Annotated in this window: 12 protein-coding genes; 5 read left to right on the forward strand and 7 right to left on the reverse strand. The window is 56.7% G+C overall.

Features of this window, described 5'->3' with window-relative positions:
• Positions 1–66: 66 nt before the first annotated feature.
• The 4 genes from ACYX4K_RS06750 to ACYX4K_RS06765 all read left to right on the forward strand — a co-directional run bounded on the left by ACYX4K_RS06750 (position 67) and on the right by ACYX4K_RS06765 (position 8,446).
• Positions 67–2,784, forward strand: coding sequence for a PD-(D/E)XK nuclease family protein (locus tag ACYX4K_RS06750; protein WP_475092889.1), 2,718 nt, complete (start codon positions 67–69; stop codon positions 2,782–2,784).
• The gene (locus tag ACYX4K_RS06755) at positions 2,781–6,272 is read left to right on the forward strand and encodes a UvrD-helicase domain-containing protein (RefSeq protein WP_475092888.1); all 3,492 of its coding nucleotides are present in this window, start codon (positions 2,781–2,783) and stop codon (positions 6,270–6,272) included. Before ACYX4K_RS06750 ends, ACYX4K_RS06755 begins: the two co-directional genes overlap by 4 nt.
• Before the next feature lie 238 nt (positions 6,273–6,510).
• Complete coding sequence (locus ACYX4K_RS06760) at positions 6,511–7,584, forward strand: 3-deoxy-7-phosphoheptulonate synthase (protein ID WP_475092887.1); 1,074 nt, start codon at positions 6,511–6,513, stop codon at positions 7,582–7,584.
• 310 nt (positions 7,585–7,894) lie between these two features.
• Positions 7,895–8,446 (forward strand): YdeI/OmpD-associated family protein, encoded by a 552-nt coding sequence (locus tag ACYX4K_RS06765; protein ID WP_475092886.1) that lies wholly within the window; start codon positions 7,895–7,897, stop codon positions 8,444–8,446.
• 26 nt (positions 8,447–8,472) lie between these two features.
• On the opposite strand, the gene ACYX4K_RS06770 is transcribed toward ACYX4K_RS06765, so the two are convergent.
• The 6 genes from ACYX4K_RS06770 to ACYX4K_RS06795 form a co-directional block, all read right to left on the reverse strand.
• Positions 8,473–8,622, reverse strand: coding sequence for a sodium:solute symporter family transporter (locus tag ACYX4K_RS06770; protein WP_475093944.1), 150 nt, complete (start codon positions 8,620–8,622; stop codon positions 8,473–8,475).
• 85 nt (positions 8,623–8,707) lie between these two features.
• Positions 8,708–10,684 (reverse strand): membrane dipeptidase, encoded by a 1,977-nt coding sequence (locus tag ACYX4K_RS06775; RefSeq protein ID WP_475092885.1) that lies wholly within the window; start codon positions 10,682–10,684, stop codon positions 8,708–8,710.
• Positions 10,685–10,822: 138 nt separating this feature from the next.
• A complete protein-coding gene (locus ACYX4K_RS06780; protein ID WP_475092884.1) occupies positions 10,823–11,941 on the reverse strand; it encodes a helix-turn-helix transcriptional regulator in 1,119 nt (372 codons plus the stop codon).
• A 194-nt stretch (positions 11,942–12,135) separates the two neighbouring features.
• Positions 12,136–12,771 carry a thiopurine S-methyltransferase gene (gene tmpT, locus ACYX4K_RS06785; protein ID WP_475092883.1) on the reverse strand — a complete coding sequence of 212 codons (636 nt, stop codon included), beginning with the start codon at positions 12,769–12,771 and terminating at the stop codon, positions 12,136–12,138.
• Positions 12,772–12,789: 18 nt separating this feature from the next.
• Positions 12,790–13,539, reverse strand: coding sequence for a siderophore-interacting protein (locus ACYX4K_RS06790; RefSeq protein WP_475092882.1), 750 nt, complete (start codon positions 13,537–13,539; stop codon positions 12,790–12,792).
• 1 nt (position 13,540) lies between these two features.
• On the reverse strand, positions 13,541–13,984 hold the full coding sequence (locus ACYX4K_RS06795; protein ID WP_475092881.1) for a MarR family winged helix-turn-helix transcriptional regulator: 444 nt from the start codon (positions 13,982–13,984) through the stop codon (positions 13,541–13,543).
• A gap of 167 nt (positions 13,985–14,151) precedes the next feature.
• Between ACYX4K_RS06795 and hrpB the strand changes: the two genes are divergently transcribed.
• Complete coding sequence (gene hrpB / locus ACYX4K_RS06800; protein ID WP_475092880.1) at positions 14,152–16,695, forward strand: ATP-dependent helicase HrpB; 2,544 nt, start codon at positions 14,152–14,154, stop codon at positions 16,693–16,695.
• Positions 16,696–16,783: 88 nt separating this feature from the next.
• Here hrpB and nfuA read toward each other — a convergent pair whose 3' ends face one another.
• The gene (gene nfuA, locus ACYX4K_RS06805; protein WP_475092879.1) at positions 16,784–17,386 is read right to left on the reverse strand and encodes a Fe-S biogenesis protein NfuA; all 603 of its coding nucleotides are present in this window, start codon (positions 17,384–17,386) and stop codon (positions 16,784–16,786) included.
• Positions 17,387–17,599: the final 213 nt, after the last annotated feature.

Genomic DNA, 17,599 nt, shown 5'->3' on the forward strand with positions numbered 1-17,599 from the left:
CCGCAAAACGCGACTGTTACCCGCCATACACGCTCATAAAATTTCAAGAATCAGGTTCGCCTTTCCATGCTGCAACCGGCATTCCCTGTCCTGCAAATTCTCGCGCAACTCCCACCCGGAGGCCTGCTGCTGACACCCAACAACCGCCTGCGCAATCGCTGCCAGCAGGTATATGCCAGCGAACAGCCTGCCGGCGCCAGCTGGGCACCGCCCGCGGTGGAGTCTATGCAGGGCTGGCTGGACAAATTGTGGTTTACCCTGCAACAACAGGGTTGGCAACCGGCAATACAGCAGGTACTGAATCGCGAGCAACGCCAACTGCTTTGGCAGCGGGCGTTCGATGAAGCGCTGGAAAGAGAGTTACTGAACAGTGTGCAGTTGTGCCGCGATGCGGACGGAGCGCTGGCGCAGTTACTACAGTGGCAACTGGTGGACGACCTGGACCAGCTCGACAGCGCCATCGAACCACTGCTGGAACAATTCGCCCTGTCGCTCAGCGCCGACGAATTCCCGCTGTTTCGCATGATTCGCGCCTTCGCTCATCAGTTACGTCTACACAATGCCATTACTCCGGACCAACGCGATCTGCGTATTCTACAGGCGTTCAACGAGGGTGCACTGCCAAAACTACCGCAGATCGATACCGCCGGATTCGCGCAGATATCCCCGCTGTACAAATCCATCATCGAAAGCGCAGCCGAGAATGTCATCGACCACCCGGCAAGCAAACGCCAGGCAACAATCACGCGGGCAGCCTGTACCAATCTCGAAGAAGAGTTGTACCAGGCTGCGCGCTGGGCGGCACAGAAGCTCGAAGAAAGCGTCGCAACAAACAGCCGCGTCAGTGTCGGCATCGTGGTCAATAACCTCGGCCAGTGCCGCGCCCAGGTGGAATCCATATTCGCCCGCGTGCTGGAGCCACAGTTTCTCGACCCGGCGCAACCGCGCTATACCTTGCCATTCAACTTCTCTGCCGGTACCCCGCTTGCGCAGACTCCAGTCGGCGCTGCTGCGCTGCAGTTGCTCGAACTTATGGCGGATGAATGGGACTACTCCCAACTGCGAAACATCCTGTTCAGCCCCTTCTGGGGAAATGACGATGAACTCTGGCTGCGCAGCGCCCTGTTCCGCCGCTTGCGCAAACTGGAACTGCGCAAAGTCACCGGTGATACCCTGCGCTACTGGGCGGAACGTATTACCGATGAGCTGAAACTGGATTCTGCCCAGCTACCGCGACAACTGGAGCAGATCGGCGATCGCCAGCGGCGCTGGCAGCGGGCACCGGCAGAAATCTGGGCCGCGCGTTTTTCAGAGATTTTTACTCTTCTCGGCTGGCCCGGCGCGCGCAATCCCGACAGTCAGGAATACCAGCAGCTGATGCATTGGGAGAGCGCGCTCGAGAACTTCGCCACGCTTTCCGCCTTCGCAGGCTCACTGTCCGTCACACAGGCGCAGCAGCAACTCCGCCAGATTGCGAGCCGCACGCCCTTCCAGGCAGAAACCCGCGATGGGCCCCTGCAGATTCTCGGCGTTCTGGAAGCCGGCGGCCTCGCCTTCGATCATCTGCGCCTGGTGGGCTTTGGCCAGCAACAGTGGCCCGCCACCCCGGCACCCAACCCGCTGCTTCCGATCCAGTGGCAAAAACACTGGAAGATGCCCCGCGCCAGCGCCGAGCGCGAGCTGGAACTCGCCCGCGAACTCACCGGCGACCTGCTGAATGCCAGTGGCGATATCGTGGTCAGTTATGCCTGTGAAGAAGATGGCGTCCACCAGGGGCTGAGCAATCTGTTTGGCGAGCGCGTAGAAGCAGAGACCTTCGACAGCGACGGGCTTACGGAATACAACCAGCTACTTGTCGATGCGACTGCACTGGAAAAAATCACCGACACAACATTGCCACCACTCTTACCAGCAGACTGCGAGCGCGTGCGCGGCGGCGCCTCGGTCCTGAAGGCGCAAGCGCTGTGCCCGCTCAACGCACAGTTGCGCTACCGCCTCGGCGCCAGCGATTTCATGGCCCCCAGTATCGGCCTCAGCCCCGCAGAGCGCGGCAATCTGGTGCATCAGGTGTTAGCGGAATTCTGGCAAGCCTGTAGCGACTCAACGCAACTCAAGGCGCTGGGCGAAGATGCGCGCAATCAACAGATCGAAAACGCCATCGAGAATGCCCTGCGCGATATGCGCAAAAAACACGGGCACCTGCCCACCGGCTTCTGGGCCATGGAACAACAGCGGCTGTTACGACTGATGGACCAGTGGCTAGAGCTCGAATCCCAGCGCCCCGCATTTCGCGTGGAGAAAATCGAATGGGATCAACAGGTCTCCATCGGCGGGCTGCAGTTCAATCTGCGCCTCGACCGACTCGATCAACTCGACGGCGGCGAGCAGTTGGTGATCGACTACAAAACCGGTACACCGAGTATCAATGAGTGGCTACAGGAGCGCATTCGCGAACCCCAGCTACCCCTTTACGCCCTCTTTCAACCGCAAGCCCAGGCCATCGCCTTCGGTCAGGTGCGCACCAGTGATTGCAAGTGGAGCGGCTGCGGTGAACTGGAGCAGCCCATTAACGGCATCAAGCCCGTGGCAGACACCCAGAAAGACGCCCCCTACACCACCTGGCAGGATCTCAGTGACTACTGGCGGCACGGCCTGGAACTGCTTGCCGGCGAATACCGCAACGGCGTCGCCACCCTCCAGTTCGACCGCCCTCAGGACAACACCAATCAGAGCGAACTCTGGCCGTTAAATCGGTGGCCGGAACGGGAGCAAGCAGCACAATGACCGAAGTAGTACCCAATCCTGCCGTCTCCCAGCCCATCGACGCCGAGGCCCGCACCCGTGCACTGGATATTACCCGGAGCTTCGCCGTTTCCGCACCTGCGGGTTCCGGTAAAACCGGCCTGCTCACCCAGCGTGTGCTAAAACTACTGGCCAGTTGCCAGCAACCGGAAGAAGTGCTCGCCATCACCTTTACCCGCAAAGCCGCGGGCGAGATGCGCGAGCGTTTGATCGAGGCACTGCAGACCGCGCGGGATACAGAAAGACCCGAGAACCCGCACGATGCCATCACCTGGGACCTGGCCAGCGCACTACTGGGGCGGGATCGGGAACTGAACTGGCAACTGCTGCAGATGCCCCAGCGCCTGCGTATCCAGACCATTGATGGTCTGTGCCGCAGCCTTGCCAGCCAGTTGCCAATCGAAAGTGGCCTGGGTGCTCCGGGAGAACCGCTGGAGCAAACCCAGATCGCCTTTGAAATGGCGGTGGTGAACCTGCTCAAGTCCCTGGATGGCGACGAGGCGGATACCGCCCTGCAGCAACTGCTGCTGCACCTGGATAATGACCTGGGTCAGCTCAACAAACTGTTGCAGATACTGCTGGAAAAACGCGATCAGTGGCTGGGCCCTCTCTTGGGCGTAGGACAAAAAGGCGCGCAGGATTATTTTCACTTTGCCATTGATGAGCTGGTAACCGATCGTCTCACGGAGTTGGCTGAATGCCTGTCTGTTTATCAGGGTGAATTGCTGGAGCTGGCAGACTTCGCAGGAAGCTACCTGCGCGACAATTCCGTGGCCCATCCACTGACAGTATGTGCCGGCATTGTCGAGCTACCCGGTACCGATGCCAGCGCCCTGCCCCAGTGGCTGGCGCTGATCAATATGCTGGTCACGGACAAAAATGGCCCGCGCAAGCGCGTGGACAAGCGCCACGGTTTCCCCACGGAAAAAGAAGTACCCGGGGCCGATGCCTACAAGAGCCGGCTTTACGCACTGTCTGCGGAACTGAGTGAAAACACCTCCGTATCGGAAGCGTTCAACGAAACCCGCAATCTGCCCACCGGATTACAGGAAAGCCAGTGGGAACTGCTGCAGGCGCTGGCGCTGGTGCTGCCGAAGTTGGTCGCGCAACTAAAGCTGGTGTTCCAGCAGCTAGGTGCCACCGATTACACCGAGGTCGCCCAGGCTGCACTAATCGCCCTCGGTAACAGCGACGAGCCCACCGACCTGGCACTAAAGCTCGACCTGCAAACCCAACATATTCTGGTGGACGAGTTCCAGGATACCTCGCAGATGCAGTTGCAACTGCTGGAGAAACTCACCGCCGGCTGGGAGCCCGGTGACGGGCGCACCCTGTTTATCGTTGGCGACGGCATGCAGTCCTGTTACGGATTCCGCAACGCCAACGTGGGCATTTTCCTCGACGCCCGCGCCCGCGGCATTGGCCACGACGACAACCGGGTGCCCCTGGAGCCACTGGACTTGCAGGTGAACTTCCGCTCCGAAGGTGCCGTGGTGGAATGGGTAAACGATACTTTCCAACTCGCATTTCCAGCGCAGGACAATATCAGCCGCGGTGCCGTGCGCTATCTGCAATCTCATGCGTTCAAGAGCACCAAGTGGCAGGCGCCGGCAGTGAATTTCTACGGTTGCGTGAATGACGAAACCCGGGATTTGGAAGCGGAAAAGGCAGTAAAACTTGTACAGCAGTTACGCGAGCAGGACCCGGAAGGTCGCATCGCCATCCTGGTGCGCAAGAAAAAGCACCTCGGCCGCGTACTACCTGCATTGAGCGCAGCCGGTATTGCCTTTCAGGCCCCCGACCTGGCACCACTGGCCAGTAAAATGGTCGTGCTGGACCTGCTCAGCCTTACCCGCGCCCTGCTCGATCCCAGTGACCGCATTGCCTGGCTTTCCGTATTCCGCGCGCCCTGGTGCGGACTGCAATTGCCGGACCTGTACACCCTCGCCAATTGGGGCAATCAAGCCGGTGACGGAACAGAAACCCGCGCACCGACAGATAGCAGTGCTCGCCCATTGATTATGGCTCTGCAGGAAATCGACGAGATTGCCCTGCTGAGTGACGACGCTCGTCAGCGACTGCACCGCTGCGCAGAGTCGATACACCAAACTTGGCAACAGCGGGGCCGCAAACCCCTGCGCACCTGGATCGAAGGCCTGTGGCTCGCCCTCGGTGGCCCAGCCACCGTAGCCCACAAAAGTGAACTGGATAATGTACAGGACTTCTTCCAGCTACTGGAAAAGTTCGACACTGGCAGCGCCATTGCCGACTGGACCCAATTCTACAACGCACTGGAAAAGCTCTTCGCCCGGCCCGGCCAGGACGCCAGTGTGCAGGTGATGACCATTCACAAATCCAAGGGTTTGGAGTTCGAGCACGTTCTGATTCCTGGGCTCGACCAGGGCGGCAAGCCCGGCGGCGACCAGTTGCTGCGCTGGGCCGAGTGGCTCAACAGTGAAGGCGAAAGCCGCTTTATGCTCGCCCCGAAAAGCGCCCGCGGCGACAAAGACCCGCTGTTTGACTACCTGCGTCACGACAACAGTGAACGGGAGCGCTTGGAAGGCACCCGTTTGCTATATGTTGGATGCACCCGCGCCATTCGCTCCCTGCACCTGCTCGCCTGCGTAAAACGGGACGAAAAGAAAGGAACCCTCAAGCCACCTGGCGCCGCCGCACTATTGGCCTGCATCTGGCCATCCATTCCGAGAGAAGAACCGAGCAACTGGTGCAAATGGCCGGAAGCACCCGAGCACGAAGACAGCGAATCGCGTGTGCGCAAGGATTACGACTATCTTTTGCGTCTGCCGCAACCCTGGGACAGTCCGGCGGCACCCACGCGGGATTGGTTGAGCCAGTACCGCACACCGGATTACAAACCGGCGGAGCTGACAGAAGCTAGCGAGCCCAACCTGCCAGACATGGGCCAGGTTGCGCTGCGCTGGTTCCGCCACGCGGGCACCGTGGCCCACGAAACCCTGGCCACCCTCACCGAATCACCCGCGATGCTAAACAAGTCGCCAGCAGAGCTGAGCGAACAGCTACGTCCCCTTTGGGATATACGTCTCGCACAGACTGGGCTCAGCGGCAGCAACCTGGAAAAAGCCCGGGGTAAAGTTGAGCAGGCGGTGGTGAATACGCTGAATTGTGAGACCGGGCGCTGGCTGCTTGATGCCAGCCATAGGGACTCTGCGGCGGAACTGGAACTGCACAGCGGCGGCCGACAGATGAGACGCAATATCATCGACAGAACCTTTATCGATGACACCAATACTCGCTGGATTGTCGACTACAAAACCGCAGAGCCAATCGCCGGTGAAATCGAGGAAGCCTTCCTAGACCAACAGCTGGAGAAGTACCGGGGCCAGCTGGAAAACTACCGCCGCCTGTTTTATCAACGCGGAGAAAGGTCTATCCGCTGCGCGCTCTACTTCCCATTGCTGCAGCGGCTAGTTGAGCTTCCCCCGAAATAACGCGATGGAAAATCATCCTACCCATGGAGTCAGGAATACGACCACCTGCAGTTTCATCCCAATTAGTAGCGGGATTAAATGACAGGTATTGCGCTCCGACTCGAAAGCCGTGACACCTAAAACTGTTTCAAATGAAACCCTAGCCCTGCTCCCTACCACTAGGTAGCATAACTGCCCCGCAGCGCACGCCCTGCGGGCACGGACGCGTAAAAAATTATCGAAAAGTAGTGAATTAACCATGACCACGCAGCAGTTCGACGACCTGAACGTCGTCTCCCAGGACATCCTGATTACCCCGGAAGCGCTGAAATCGGAACTGCCCGTCAGCGAAGCTGCCGAAGCCTCAGTAGCCGCCGGACGCGCCGCAGTGCGCGACATTCTGGACCACAAAGACCACCGCCTGATGGTTGTGATCGGCCCTTGTTCCGTTCACGACGTAGATGCGGCCATCGATTATGCCAAGCGCCTCAAGGCGCTGGCGGACAAGGTCTCTGACACCCTGCTGATCGTAATGCGTGTGTATTTTGAAAAGCCCCGTACCACCGTGGGCTGGAAGGGCCTGATCAACGACCCGCACCTGGACGACTCCTTCAAGATCGAAGACGGCCTGCATATCGGCCGTAAATTGCTGCTGGATATCGCCGAGCTGGGTCTGCCCACCTCCACCGAGGCTCTGGACCCCATCTCCCCGCAGTACCTGCAGGATCTGATTTCCTGGTCCGCCATCGGCGCTCGTACCACTGAATCCCAGACTCACCGGGAAATGGCCAGTGGTCTCTCCTCCGCTGTGGGCTTCAAGAACGGCACCGACGGCAGCCTGGAAGTGGCCATCAACGCTCTCCAGTCCACCGCCAATCCGCACCGCTTCCTGGGTATCAACAAAGAAGGCCAGGTCGCCATCATCCACACCGCCGGCAACAAATACGGCCATGTGGTATTGCGCGGCGGTAATGACAAGCCAAACTACGACTCCGTCAGCGTTGCCATGTGTGAAAAGGAACTGGAAGCCGCCGGTCTGGTGCCAAATATCATGGTCGACTGCAGCCACGCCAACTCCAACAAAAACCACGAGCTGCAACCGCTGGTGGTCGACAATGTGACCCACCAGATTCTGGACGGAAACAAGTCCATTATCGGCATCATGGTGGAAAGCAACCTCAAGGCCGGCAACCAGAAGATCAATAAAGACCGCAGTAAAATGGAGTACGGTGTGTCTGTCACAGACAAGTGCATTGACTGGGAAACTACTGAATCCCTGCTACTGAATATGGCAGAACAGCTGCGCAATCCGTTGAAGGAGCGCATGGGGTAAAATCCAGCATAAATCGCGTTTCCCTTTCAAAAAACGGTCGGCATTGCCGGCCTTTTTTGTTTATAAACATACGGGATCACGCGCATATACAATCTAGACCCAAAAACATCTAGCGCACGCCAATTTATCAGGTAGTCCATCCGCGCGGTTCTTCCAGATTCACAGTGAACACAACCAATAAAATGCGCAGAAGGAACTGAATGCCAATGCCGGGCCCTAGATCCGCTTGCCACCAATACAAAATCATTTGTATTGCCGAAACTGAACGTATAATTTAAGCGGGAATCGAGCCACCGGAAGGAAATTCCAAGTGTCCAAGCAATCAGTATTGACTGAGTTCTCCGAAAAACTACTGCGCCCGAAAAGCTCGGAAGGTGCTGAAAACTGGGCCTTCGTAATTCTTCCGGGTGAAGTCAGCGCGACCCTTCCGAGGCGCGGACGCACCAGTGTCGACGGCTCCATCAACGGCCACGAATTTCGAGCGGTCCTCGAGCCCGACGGGAAAAAGAGCCATTGGCTGAAGATCGATAAAGACTTAATGGAATCCGCTGGCGCAGTTCACGGTGATATTGCAGAATTTGAGATTGAAGCAGTAGAACAGGAACCCGAGCCAGAGGTACCTGCAGATCTGAAACAAGCACTAACCGCCTCACCACAGTCCCAGGCGACCTGGGATGCTACAACGACCATCGCCCGTATCGACTGGATTCACTGGGTCGAATCCGCCAAACAGGCGAAAACCCGTACGAAACGTATTCAGGATGCTTGCAGTATGCTCGCAGAAGGAAAAAAGCGGGTTTGCTGTTTTGACACTTCCGGTTTTTACAGTAAGGCGCTGAGTGCGCCGAAAACTGCGGACTAGTAGGTTGGCAAGCTAGCTCGCAATAATCACCAGTAGAGCCAGTGTAGGTGTACCACATCGGAATAGATAACCCCGCGAATACCACCCATCACGTCGTAGAGCACGGTGAACGGTCCCAGAATAATCACGGACGTAGAAAATCCGACACCGGTAATCAAATCAATCACGAGGGCAATACTATACCCGGTGACTCGCGGGAGCCCATAAGGGCCGCCTTATTGGCGGCCCTCACCCTCGGGCGTGCACAATCCGGCTCGCTGGCTACTGCACCATTTGTCGCGCGGGATCGTAGATTCGCTCCCACATTGCCACCATGGACTCCGACGATGTCGCGAGGTCGGTTACGTCCGCCCCCACCTCATTCAAATCCCAAAGCAGTGCGGGTAACAAACCGATGTGCGCTGTGCCTTTCTCGTTGTATTCCTGTACATAATCCGGCCAGTACGGATCCGCCGCTCCCTGGGCTTCAGCCTGTGCTAACCGGGTGGACTCATCCGGCGCGGTTGCGCAGGCATCGGCACCAAATCTCGGAGGGTTCATTTCGATAAATCCGTTGAAGTCGGAAGCAAACGCGGTTTTCACCCCGCGATCAGCAGCGTATCGATAGAACTGGGCAATTGATCGCGAAGATCCGTCGCAGTTATTCGCCACGCCCGACGCCGGGTAATCCTTCATTCGCTGGAGACCGGTGCGCAAACCAATGACACCGCCGGTCGCCCGGTAAAACTCCAAAGTCTCATCGGTAGTGACGTGTTCATTCAGAATATCTCGATCTTCCTGATACAGCAGTTCGTCGATGCGCGTATGGGAGTTAAACAATGGGTAGTAGTTGTGATTCTGGGATACGACCTGATAAATCTCGCGCTGGGATTTGAGCGGTAGATGCGCCATGTCGATGATCATGTTTAGTCGGATCATTTCGTCCAAGAGCTCGTATCCGCGCGCACTCATGCCGATGTCGTTATGGACTCCATCACTGGCCTCTGCGTACTCCACATCCCCGGTATACCAGGCCTTCAACTGGGTAACGATCTCGAAAATATCCTGGTGGTACGCGGCTCCGGAAAAATCGTTGTTGGTTTGGTGCGCGATCTGCAGCGCCCTCACACCCATATCGTATACATCGTACAGCTGCTCACGCCAGGGGCCGTCGGATTCGGGAAACAGGTTGCTCGCTTCAATGGCAAGCACTACCGCCAGTTTCCCTTCAGCGATCGCACGACGGGCATGCCAAGGATCGAGTACGATTTCAAACCAGTCTTCCGAATCGTCCATTTTTTTCAGCTCGGTGATCTGGTGCCGGACGGACTCCATATCGAAGGGAGCGATACGGTTATCATGGTTTCCGGACGCGATCATACCCGCGGCAAGCGTCTGGTTGGCAACAACGGACGCAACCATCAACGTCAGCCCCCGCTCGTGGGCATCTTTTAACCATTCAGATGTGACCTGCTGGTGCTTGATGTCGTTCCAGCGCGGCCAGTTGATAAAATCAGGATATCCACTGGTTTCGCCGAGATGCGCCTTGCCAAGCTCATGAATTTCGATTCCCAGCGGCTCCAGGGTGCCATGGTTGTCCCCGCTACACATAGTGACCTGCGTCATAAGATCACCGGGCTGGTGGCTCCCCCAATACCACCCCTTGCTGTACGCGAGATCCGCGGTCTGATGCACGTGAACATCGGCAAAACCGGGCACAGGCCCTGCCGGCGCGCTCGTATCAGGTACCCACGGCTGACCTTCTGCCGGATTGCGCAGCAAGTCGAATCGAATACGCGCACTGCCGACCGCACCGATGCCCACCGCGTGAATCGATAGTCGCTTGCCCTTCAGGCCGCTGTAAGACTTGATCACCTCGTCGCCAATGTTGCGGCGCCCGCCGCTGAATTTGACCTCATCCAGCTTCTGTACGTTTCCGTTCTCGTCTGTGGCACACACCACTTCAACGACTCCGCCACCAAGCCAGGTGCCGTGTTCCTTGGTAAATTTAATGGTAATTTGATCGACATCGAGGGCGTGTGGCTGAATAAACCGCTTGTCGGTAAAGGCCACAATTTCAGAAGTCTGATTGGTAACCAGCCTTCGCGGTCCGATGGTTCCGGGGCCATTTTCACTCTGAATTTCTGACATCATGTCATACAGGTTGTAAATGACGTCTGTATCCCCGCAGCTATATGCCACAGCTTTACCGCAGCCCAGTGCCACGGCACATACCACGCCCGCAAATAACATTTTCATTATCGTTCTCCTCATCACCTCGCTATGGGTGAGAAAACGATATGAGACAGGTTTTGGTATTTCCTTCGTGTGGCAAACTTTTGACGGAAGAATATTTTCTTCAATGAAATCAATTGTTTGTAAAACACCAAGAAACGATCAAATACAGGCGAGTACGGTTTCGGGGACTTTCAAATGCCCTCTTTTCCGGAACTGGGCAGGCGTCATACCCGTGTCGGCCTTGAAGTTCGCATAGAACACGGAATTACTGCTGAAGCCGCTGGCCAGCATGATGTCTGTAACAGAGCGGGCGCGCATTTCGGGATCGGCAAGCATCTGCTTGGCGGCCTTTACCCGGTACCCGTTGATGTAGTCGTAAAACCCGATATCGAGGTGGCGGCTGAACATTTTCGTCAGCTTTGCTGGCTGGGTGTTCAGGTCCTTCGCTAAAGTCTCAAGCGACAGATCGGAATCCAGATAACAACGAGTAATCCGCATATATTGATGCAATCTGTCCGCCAGGGCAGCGAGGCTGTCTTTGGCAACGGAATACCGCCACGATTGCCGAACACGCTCGACGTCCGTCTCACCAGAAATGGAACTTGGTTCACGTATAAGAATTGCGACAAAGCTGATCACAAACGCGATCAAACCCAGTAGCAGCACGTGCCGCAATGACACCTCAAACTGCATGAGTGCGAGTGTCCCGATCAACAACCACAGGCAGTAGTAGGAACCAACAAAGTAGTGCAACCAGGGTCGGTGCAAAGGCACCTGCCCGTCGTACTGGCGCACTCTTCGGTGATATTCGACAAGCACAAAAGGTGAATAGACAAGGAGCTGAATGAGAATCACCCAGACCGTACCCTCATCGGACGGCCACTGCCAGTTACTGAATTCCAGGCTGGTTCGGTAGTAACTGAGTTTGTTTACTGCATCACTGAGCCAGAATGGCACCGTTGCGAGAATGGCAATCAGGGAAGGAATGAAATGTGCAGCGACCAGTAATGGGTGCATCGACCGGCCATTCAGGTTGCGCAGATACAGGTAGGCCAAGGGTGCAAAAGCTATATCCAGCGGGTCCATCAGAAAAATCAGCCCGGTGAATCTTTCCGCCATGCCATAGCGAACCAGTGACATCTGCAGAGCCGCCGACCCCAAAATGAACAGGAACAGGCGCAAGGTCCAGGGAAGGTTTTTTGACGGCGACACTATCGCTACCAGAGAAGCCATCAAAAAACAGGAAAATCCAATAGGCAGAATCCAATCATCCAGCATATTTTTATTCTTTTGCCAGAAAAGTGTTTCCCTCACATTAAGGGTTAGGGAACCTCTGATCAAGTCCGTAATGCCGCAGCGTGACCTGAAGGCAGTAGCTGGTAGGCGCAGCTCGCAGTGAATGGCTAGCCCTTTACAAGAGCTGTAACGCAGCAGATGCTGTCTTCAGGTCGCGCCCTGCGGGGCTTTCTCCATCAGAACTCCAGCATCCAGACCACCTCATCTGCTGCAACCTTGCCCTTCAGCCCCCCTTCCACCGGCACAGAGTCAACTTTCTCGACACGGTAACCAGCTTCATACAAGGCACGAATGGCCGAGTCATTCACACAGAACGGTGGTCCCGGCAACTGATTCTGATCGTAATCAAAACTGATCAATAGTTGCGGCGCCGCCCGGGTAATCTTGATCAGGTGATCGGCGTATTCACTGCGCATGGAATCCGGCAGAGCCACGAGCGCCGCCCGATCGTAGATACCGTCGACCGCCCCAAGGGATGATTCCGCAAGTTCGAAAATATCACCAACAAATACTTCGACACCGTCACCGTAGTATTTCTTCAGTTCTCCGAGCTCCTCGATTTGAGGAGTCATTGCCAATTGCTCAAAGAGCTGAATCACTGCAGATTCACTCAGCTCTGCCCCGACTATGCGGTACCCCTCACCGAGCAGCCAGCCTATATCCAGCGTCTTTCCGCAAAGTGGCAGGAAAAGGCGGTCGCCTTTTTCAAGTTTCAGCCGGTGAAGGTGTTTCACCAGCAGTGGATGCGCTTCACTGTTATGAAAAGCAATTTCATTTTTGCGCCACTTCTCCAGCCAGAATGATTTTTCCATGGATCTTCGCGCTCCCCGTTAAAGTACTGCCACTGTCGATTCATCTTCACGTTTTACGATCTTGTGCTGATCTTCACTCAGGCCATATTTCCAGTAGCTGGAAATATACCGAAGCTTCGGATCTGTCGCGCGCCCCTCTCGAAAATACGCACGAAACCGCCGCATGCTGGAGAATTCACAAGCACACCAGACAGACGGCACACCTCCACCCCACGGCAATTCGGCTACCGCATCGAACAACGCCTCGCCCGGCGAGGACGGGTTACAAGACACCACCCAGACGATGTCGACGCCGGGCGGACATGAAAGAGACTGGCGATCCGCCTCACTCGCTATTTCAATCACCGCAATACCTTGTGCCGTATTCGGTAGTAGCGCCAGGTTCACACTGATTGCGGGCAGCGCGGTCATATCGCCGACAAGTAAAAACCAGTCGCCGGTGGGGTTGATCAGCTTCCTAGGCCCGGGACCTCCAACCAGTATGCGGTCGCCCGGTTTTGCGCCCAGCGCCCAGCTGCCTGCCGGCCCCGGGTGATCGTGCACGACGAAGTCCACATCGATTTCATTTTCGCGCTGATTGCGGATGGTGTACGTGCGCATCAGCGGTTTCTGGCCTTCGCCCTGCTCGAACAGCAGTTTGATATACGCGCTCTCCTGGTCCGCCGGAAACCCCAAGATACCTTCACCGCCCAATGTGACTCTCAACATGTTTGGTGTGATAAAACGGGTCTGTATAACCTCCAATAGGCGTGGTGCGGGTCTGGACATACTATCGACCTCCTTCAGATTCTTTCGAGAGATTTGCCACCATTCGCGCGGTGAGATCGGCAAACTGGGAGAGCTCGCGTGTACTCAGGCTGCGCGTCATCGCCTTCGCTGTTTCCTGTTCCGCCGTCATCAGTTCGGCCAGAACCGCCTCGCCCTGCTCGGTTGGGAACAGGAGATGGCTCCGCCCATCATTCGGATTTGGACGCTTCTCAATCAGCTTCTCTGCAATCAGCTCCTTCAACACGCGCGTTATCTGGGCCTTGTCGCGCTGCATGCGCTGGGCAATGGATTGCGCGGTGGATTCCGGGTTGCGGCAGATCCCCTTGAGTGCACGGATATGGGTGATCGGCAACCCGAGATCCCGCCGCGACACCTCTTCGCGCAGGCGACTGCGATAGCCGTGCATCAAGCGATGCAGATTGTCGCTCAGTGTTGATTCACTCATAGATTGCGCTCACGAAAATTCTTCACCAAACCGCTTCGACCTCTGCCCAGAGTCGGGCGGATGAAATTTGATTGACACTATCAACAATAAAAAATAAAGGTGACACTGTCAACCATCTGATTGCGCCTGCCCTCCTCCACCCATCTCCGGACCGGTATAATCGCGCCATGAAAGAATTACCCATCCAGGACGTACTGCCAGCCCTGCTGGAGAGCCTGACCGAACATCCAAATATCGTATTACAGGCCCCTCCCGGGGCCGGTAAAACCACCGCGGTCCCATTGGCACTGCTCAAATCCTCGTGGCTGAAAGACCGCAGGATCATCATGCTGGAACCGCGGCGACTGGCAGCGCGCTCCGCCGCCGCCCGCATGGCCGATATTCTGGGGGAACCCCTCGGCAAAACCATCGGCTACCAGATTCGCGGAGAGCGTAAAGCCAGCGATAACACCCGAATCCTGGTGGTTACCGAAGGTATTCTCACTCGGCTCCTGCAGTCCGACCCGGAACTCGCGGGCACCGCACTGGTAATTTTCGACGAATTTCACGAGCGCAACTTGCAGGCGGACCTGGCACTGGCACTCTGTCTACAGGCTCAGGAAGTGCTCAGGGAGGACCTCAAGTTGCTGGTGATGTCGGCAACACTGGACGCAGATGCCGTGGCCAGCCTGCTCGGCGATGCCCCCGTTATTACCAGCGAGGGGCGCGCCTTTCCCGTGGAAATCGAGTACCTGCCTCATCGCGAAGTGCCGCAGGATGCACGCCAGCTCCCAGCACTGGTCAGCCGCAAGATTCAGGAGCTGATGGCGCAACAAGATGGCAGTCTGTTGGCGTTCTTACCTGGCGTACGGGAGATTCGTGCGGTTGAGGAAGCACTAAACAACGCATTTGCCGGAAACGCGCACATCACGGTTGCGCCGCTTTACGGCGATCTGAACAAGCAACAGCAGGACGCGGCCATCGCCCCCTGCCCCGACGGCAAGCGCAAAATTGTACTGGCCACCAACGTCGCAGAAACATCCATTACGATCGAGGGTATCCGTCTGGTGGTGGATTCTGGCTTGATGCGGGAATCCCGGTTTGACCCAAACACCGGCATGAACCGCCTGGTGACAACCCAGATTTCCCAGGCGTCTGCCACACAGCGCACAGGTCGTGCCGGTCGCCTCAGCCCGGGTCACAGCCTGCGCCTGTGGAGTGAATCGACCCAGCGGAGCATGGCGAAAAAAAGTGCTCCGGAAATACTCCTCAGTGACCTGGCGCCAGTGATGCTGGATCTGGCTCAATGGGGCGTCACGGATACCGCGGAACTGCGCTGGCTTGATCTGCCACCACCAGGTCCTACCGCTCAAGCCAGGGCGCTGCTGCAGGAGCTTGGGGCACTGGATGACAACCTGCGCATCACCGAGCACGGCGAGGCAATGCTCAGACTCGGGGCGCATCCGCGACTGGCCCACATGATGCTTTGCGGCAACACGCTGGGGCTCGGCCGAGAAGCCAGTCTGATCGCGGCACTACTTTCCGAGCGTGATATTTTCCGCGGCGAGCAACGCTGGGACAGGGACATACGCAAGCGCCTGGACGTGGTGACCGGAGATCGGAACAACGCTCGCGCAGACCAGGGTTCCGTGCACCGCATACGGCAACAGGCGAAAGCCTGGCACGCGCAATTTCCGAAAAGCGACACTGGCACGCGCGTAACTCCGGACTATCTGGATACCACCGGGGTACTGCTCGCCCACGCCTACCCGGATCGAATTGCACAAAACCGGCACGATCGCGAACGACGTTTTCTGCTATCCAATGGTCGAGGGGCACACTTTTCCCACGACGACGAACTGGCGCATGCGGATTATCTGGTTGTCGCTGATCTCGATGGCCAGGGGCGTGACGCGCGTATTCAATTGGCCGCGCAAATTTCCGCCGATGCGCTTTTCACCTATTGCCGAGATCAGATCGTCCGGGAAACCGCGGTGCGCTGGGATGAACAGGCCGGACGCGCTATTGCCAGCGAACAAACCCGGCTTGGAAAGCTGGTACTTGAGGACAAGCCGGCCCGAAAGTTTTCACCGGAAATGCTCAGCCGCGCATTACTTGATGCGATCCGGCAGCAAGGATTGCGCACTCTGCCGTGGAACGATGAAAGTGAAAATCTTATTGCGCGAGTGCGATTTCTAAAATCACTACAGTCAGAACATCCCGACCTGATAGATGCAGATGAGCTGCCGGATTGGGATGAAATCGCCCTGCTCCAATCCATGGAACGCTGGTTGCTCCCCCATATGCAAGGACTGAATAAACTCGACCAACTCAAACAACTGGACTTGCAGGCCATTTTGCTTGCACAACTGGAATGGCCCACCCAGCAAAAACTGGATCAGCTGGCCCCCTCCCATTTGACGGTACCAAGTGGCTCCCGCATTGCCATTCAATATGCCGAGTCACCCCCTGTACTGCCAGTTCGCCTGCAGGAAATGTTTGGTCTCGCCCAAACACCGACAATCCTCAACGGCCGCTATCCACTGATGATTCACCTGCTCTCGCCGGCACAGCGCCCGGTGCAAGTCACTCGCGACCTGGCAAGCTTCTGGGCAAACACCTATCACGAAGTAAAAAAGGAATTGCGCATCAAATACCAGAAACACTTCTGGCCCGATGACCCGGCAACGGCACAGGCGACCAATAAAACCAAAAAGCGCATGAATGGATAGATAGCCTTTCAGAATAAAAGGCAGAAGGAAATGCAGAAACAAAAAACGCGGCCAAAGCCGCGTTTTTTATCTGACCTGAAAAGTCTAATCAATAGTAGGCCTGAGATTTGTCGGTGTGGTCGGTAATATCCTTCACACCTGCCAGTTCCGGCACTTTCTCCTTCAGGGTTTTCTCAACGCCCTCTTTCAGCGTCATATCCACCATGCCACAACCCTGGCAGCCGCCGCCGAATTTCAAAACCGCATACATATCTTCGGTCACTTCCACGAGGCTCACCTGGCCGCCGTGCGAAGCCAGGCCCGGGTTTACATCGCTGTACAGCACGTAGTTGATACGGTCTTCGATGGGGCTGTCATCGGTGACTTTGGGCATGCGGGAGTTGGGGGCGCGGATGGTGAGCTGACCGCCCATTTTGTCGGAGGAGTAATCGACTCGCGCTTCATCCAGATACGGGATGCTTCGCCCTTCAAAGTAGGCCTTGAACCCATCCAGCTGCATTTCCAGATCGCCCTCTTTCTCCTCGCCGGGGCGACTGTAGGCGATGCAGGTTTCCGCGTTCGGAGTACCCGGATTGGATACGAACATACGGATGGCGATACCCTCGCAGTCCTGCTTGGCCAGCAGGTCGCGCAGGTATTCCTGGGCAGATTCCGTGATGGTGACGTTCAATTCTGACGACTGTTCTGACATAGACCTTCTCAAATCTCAGGGCTTCCACAAACAGGCCCGAAATAACCGAGCTCTGCGGTCGGGTATTCTACGCGCTAAACCCTGCAAGTAAAGCCAACCACATAGCCGACAATACCGGCTAGTGGTCCATGCGGAAAGTTCGGTAACTAAGGAGCACAGCCAAAGTGTTCAGATCAAGGCGAGAAAGCGCAGGAATAGTGGTTCTATTTCAAG

This window comes from Microbulbifer sp. ABF4_107 (genome assembly GCF_056312215.1).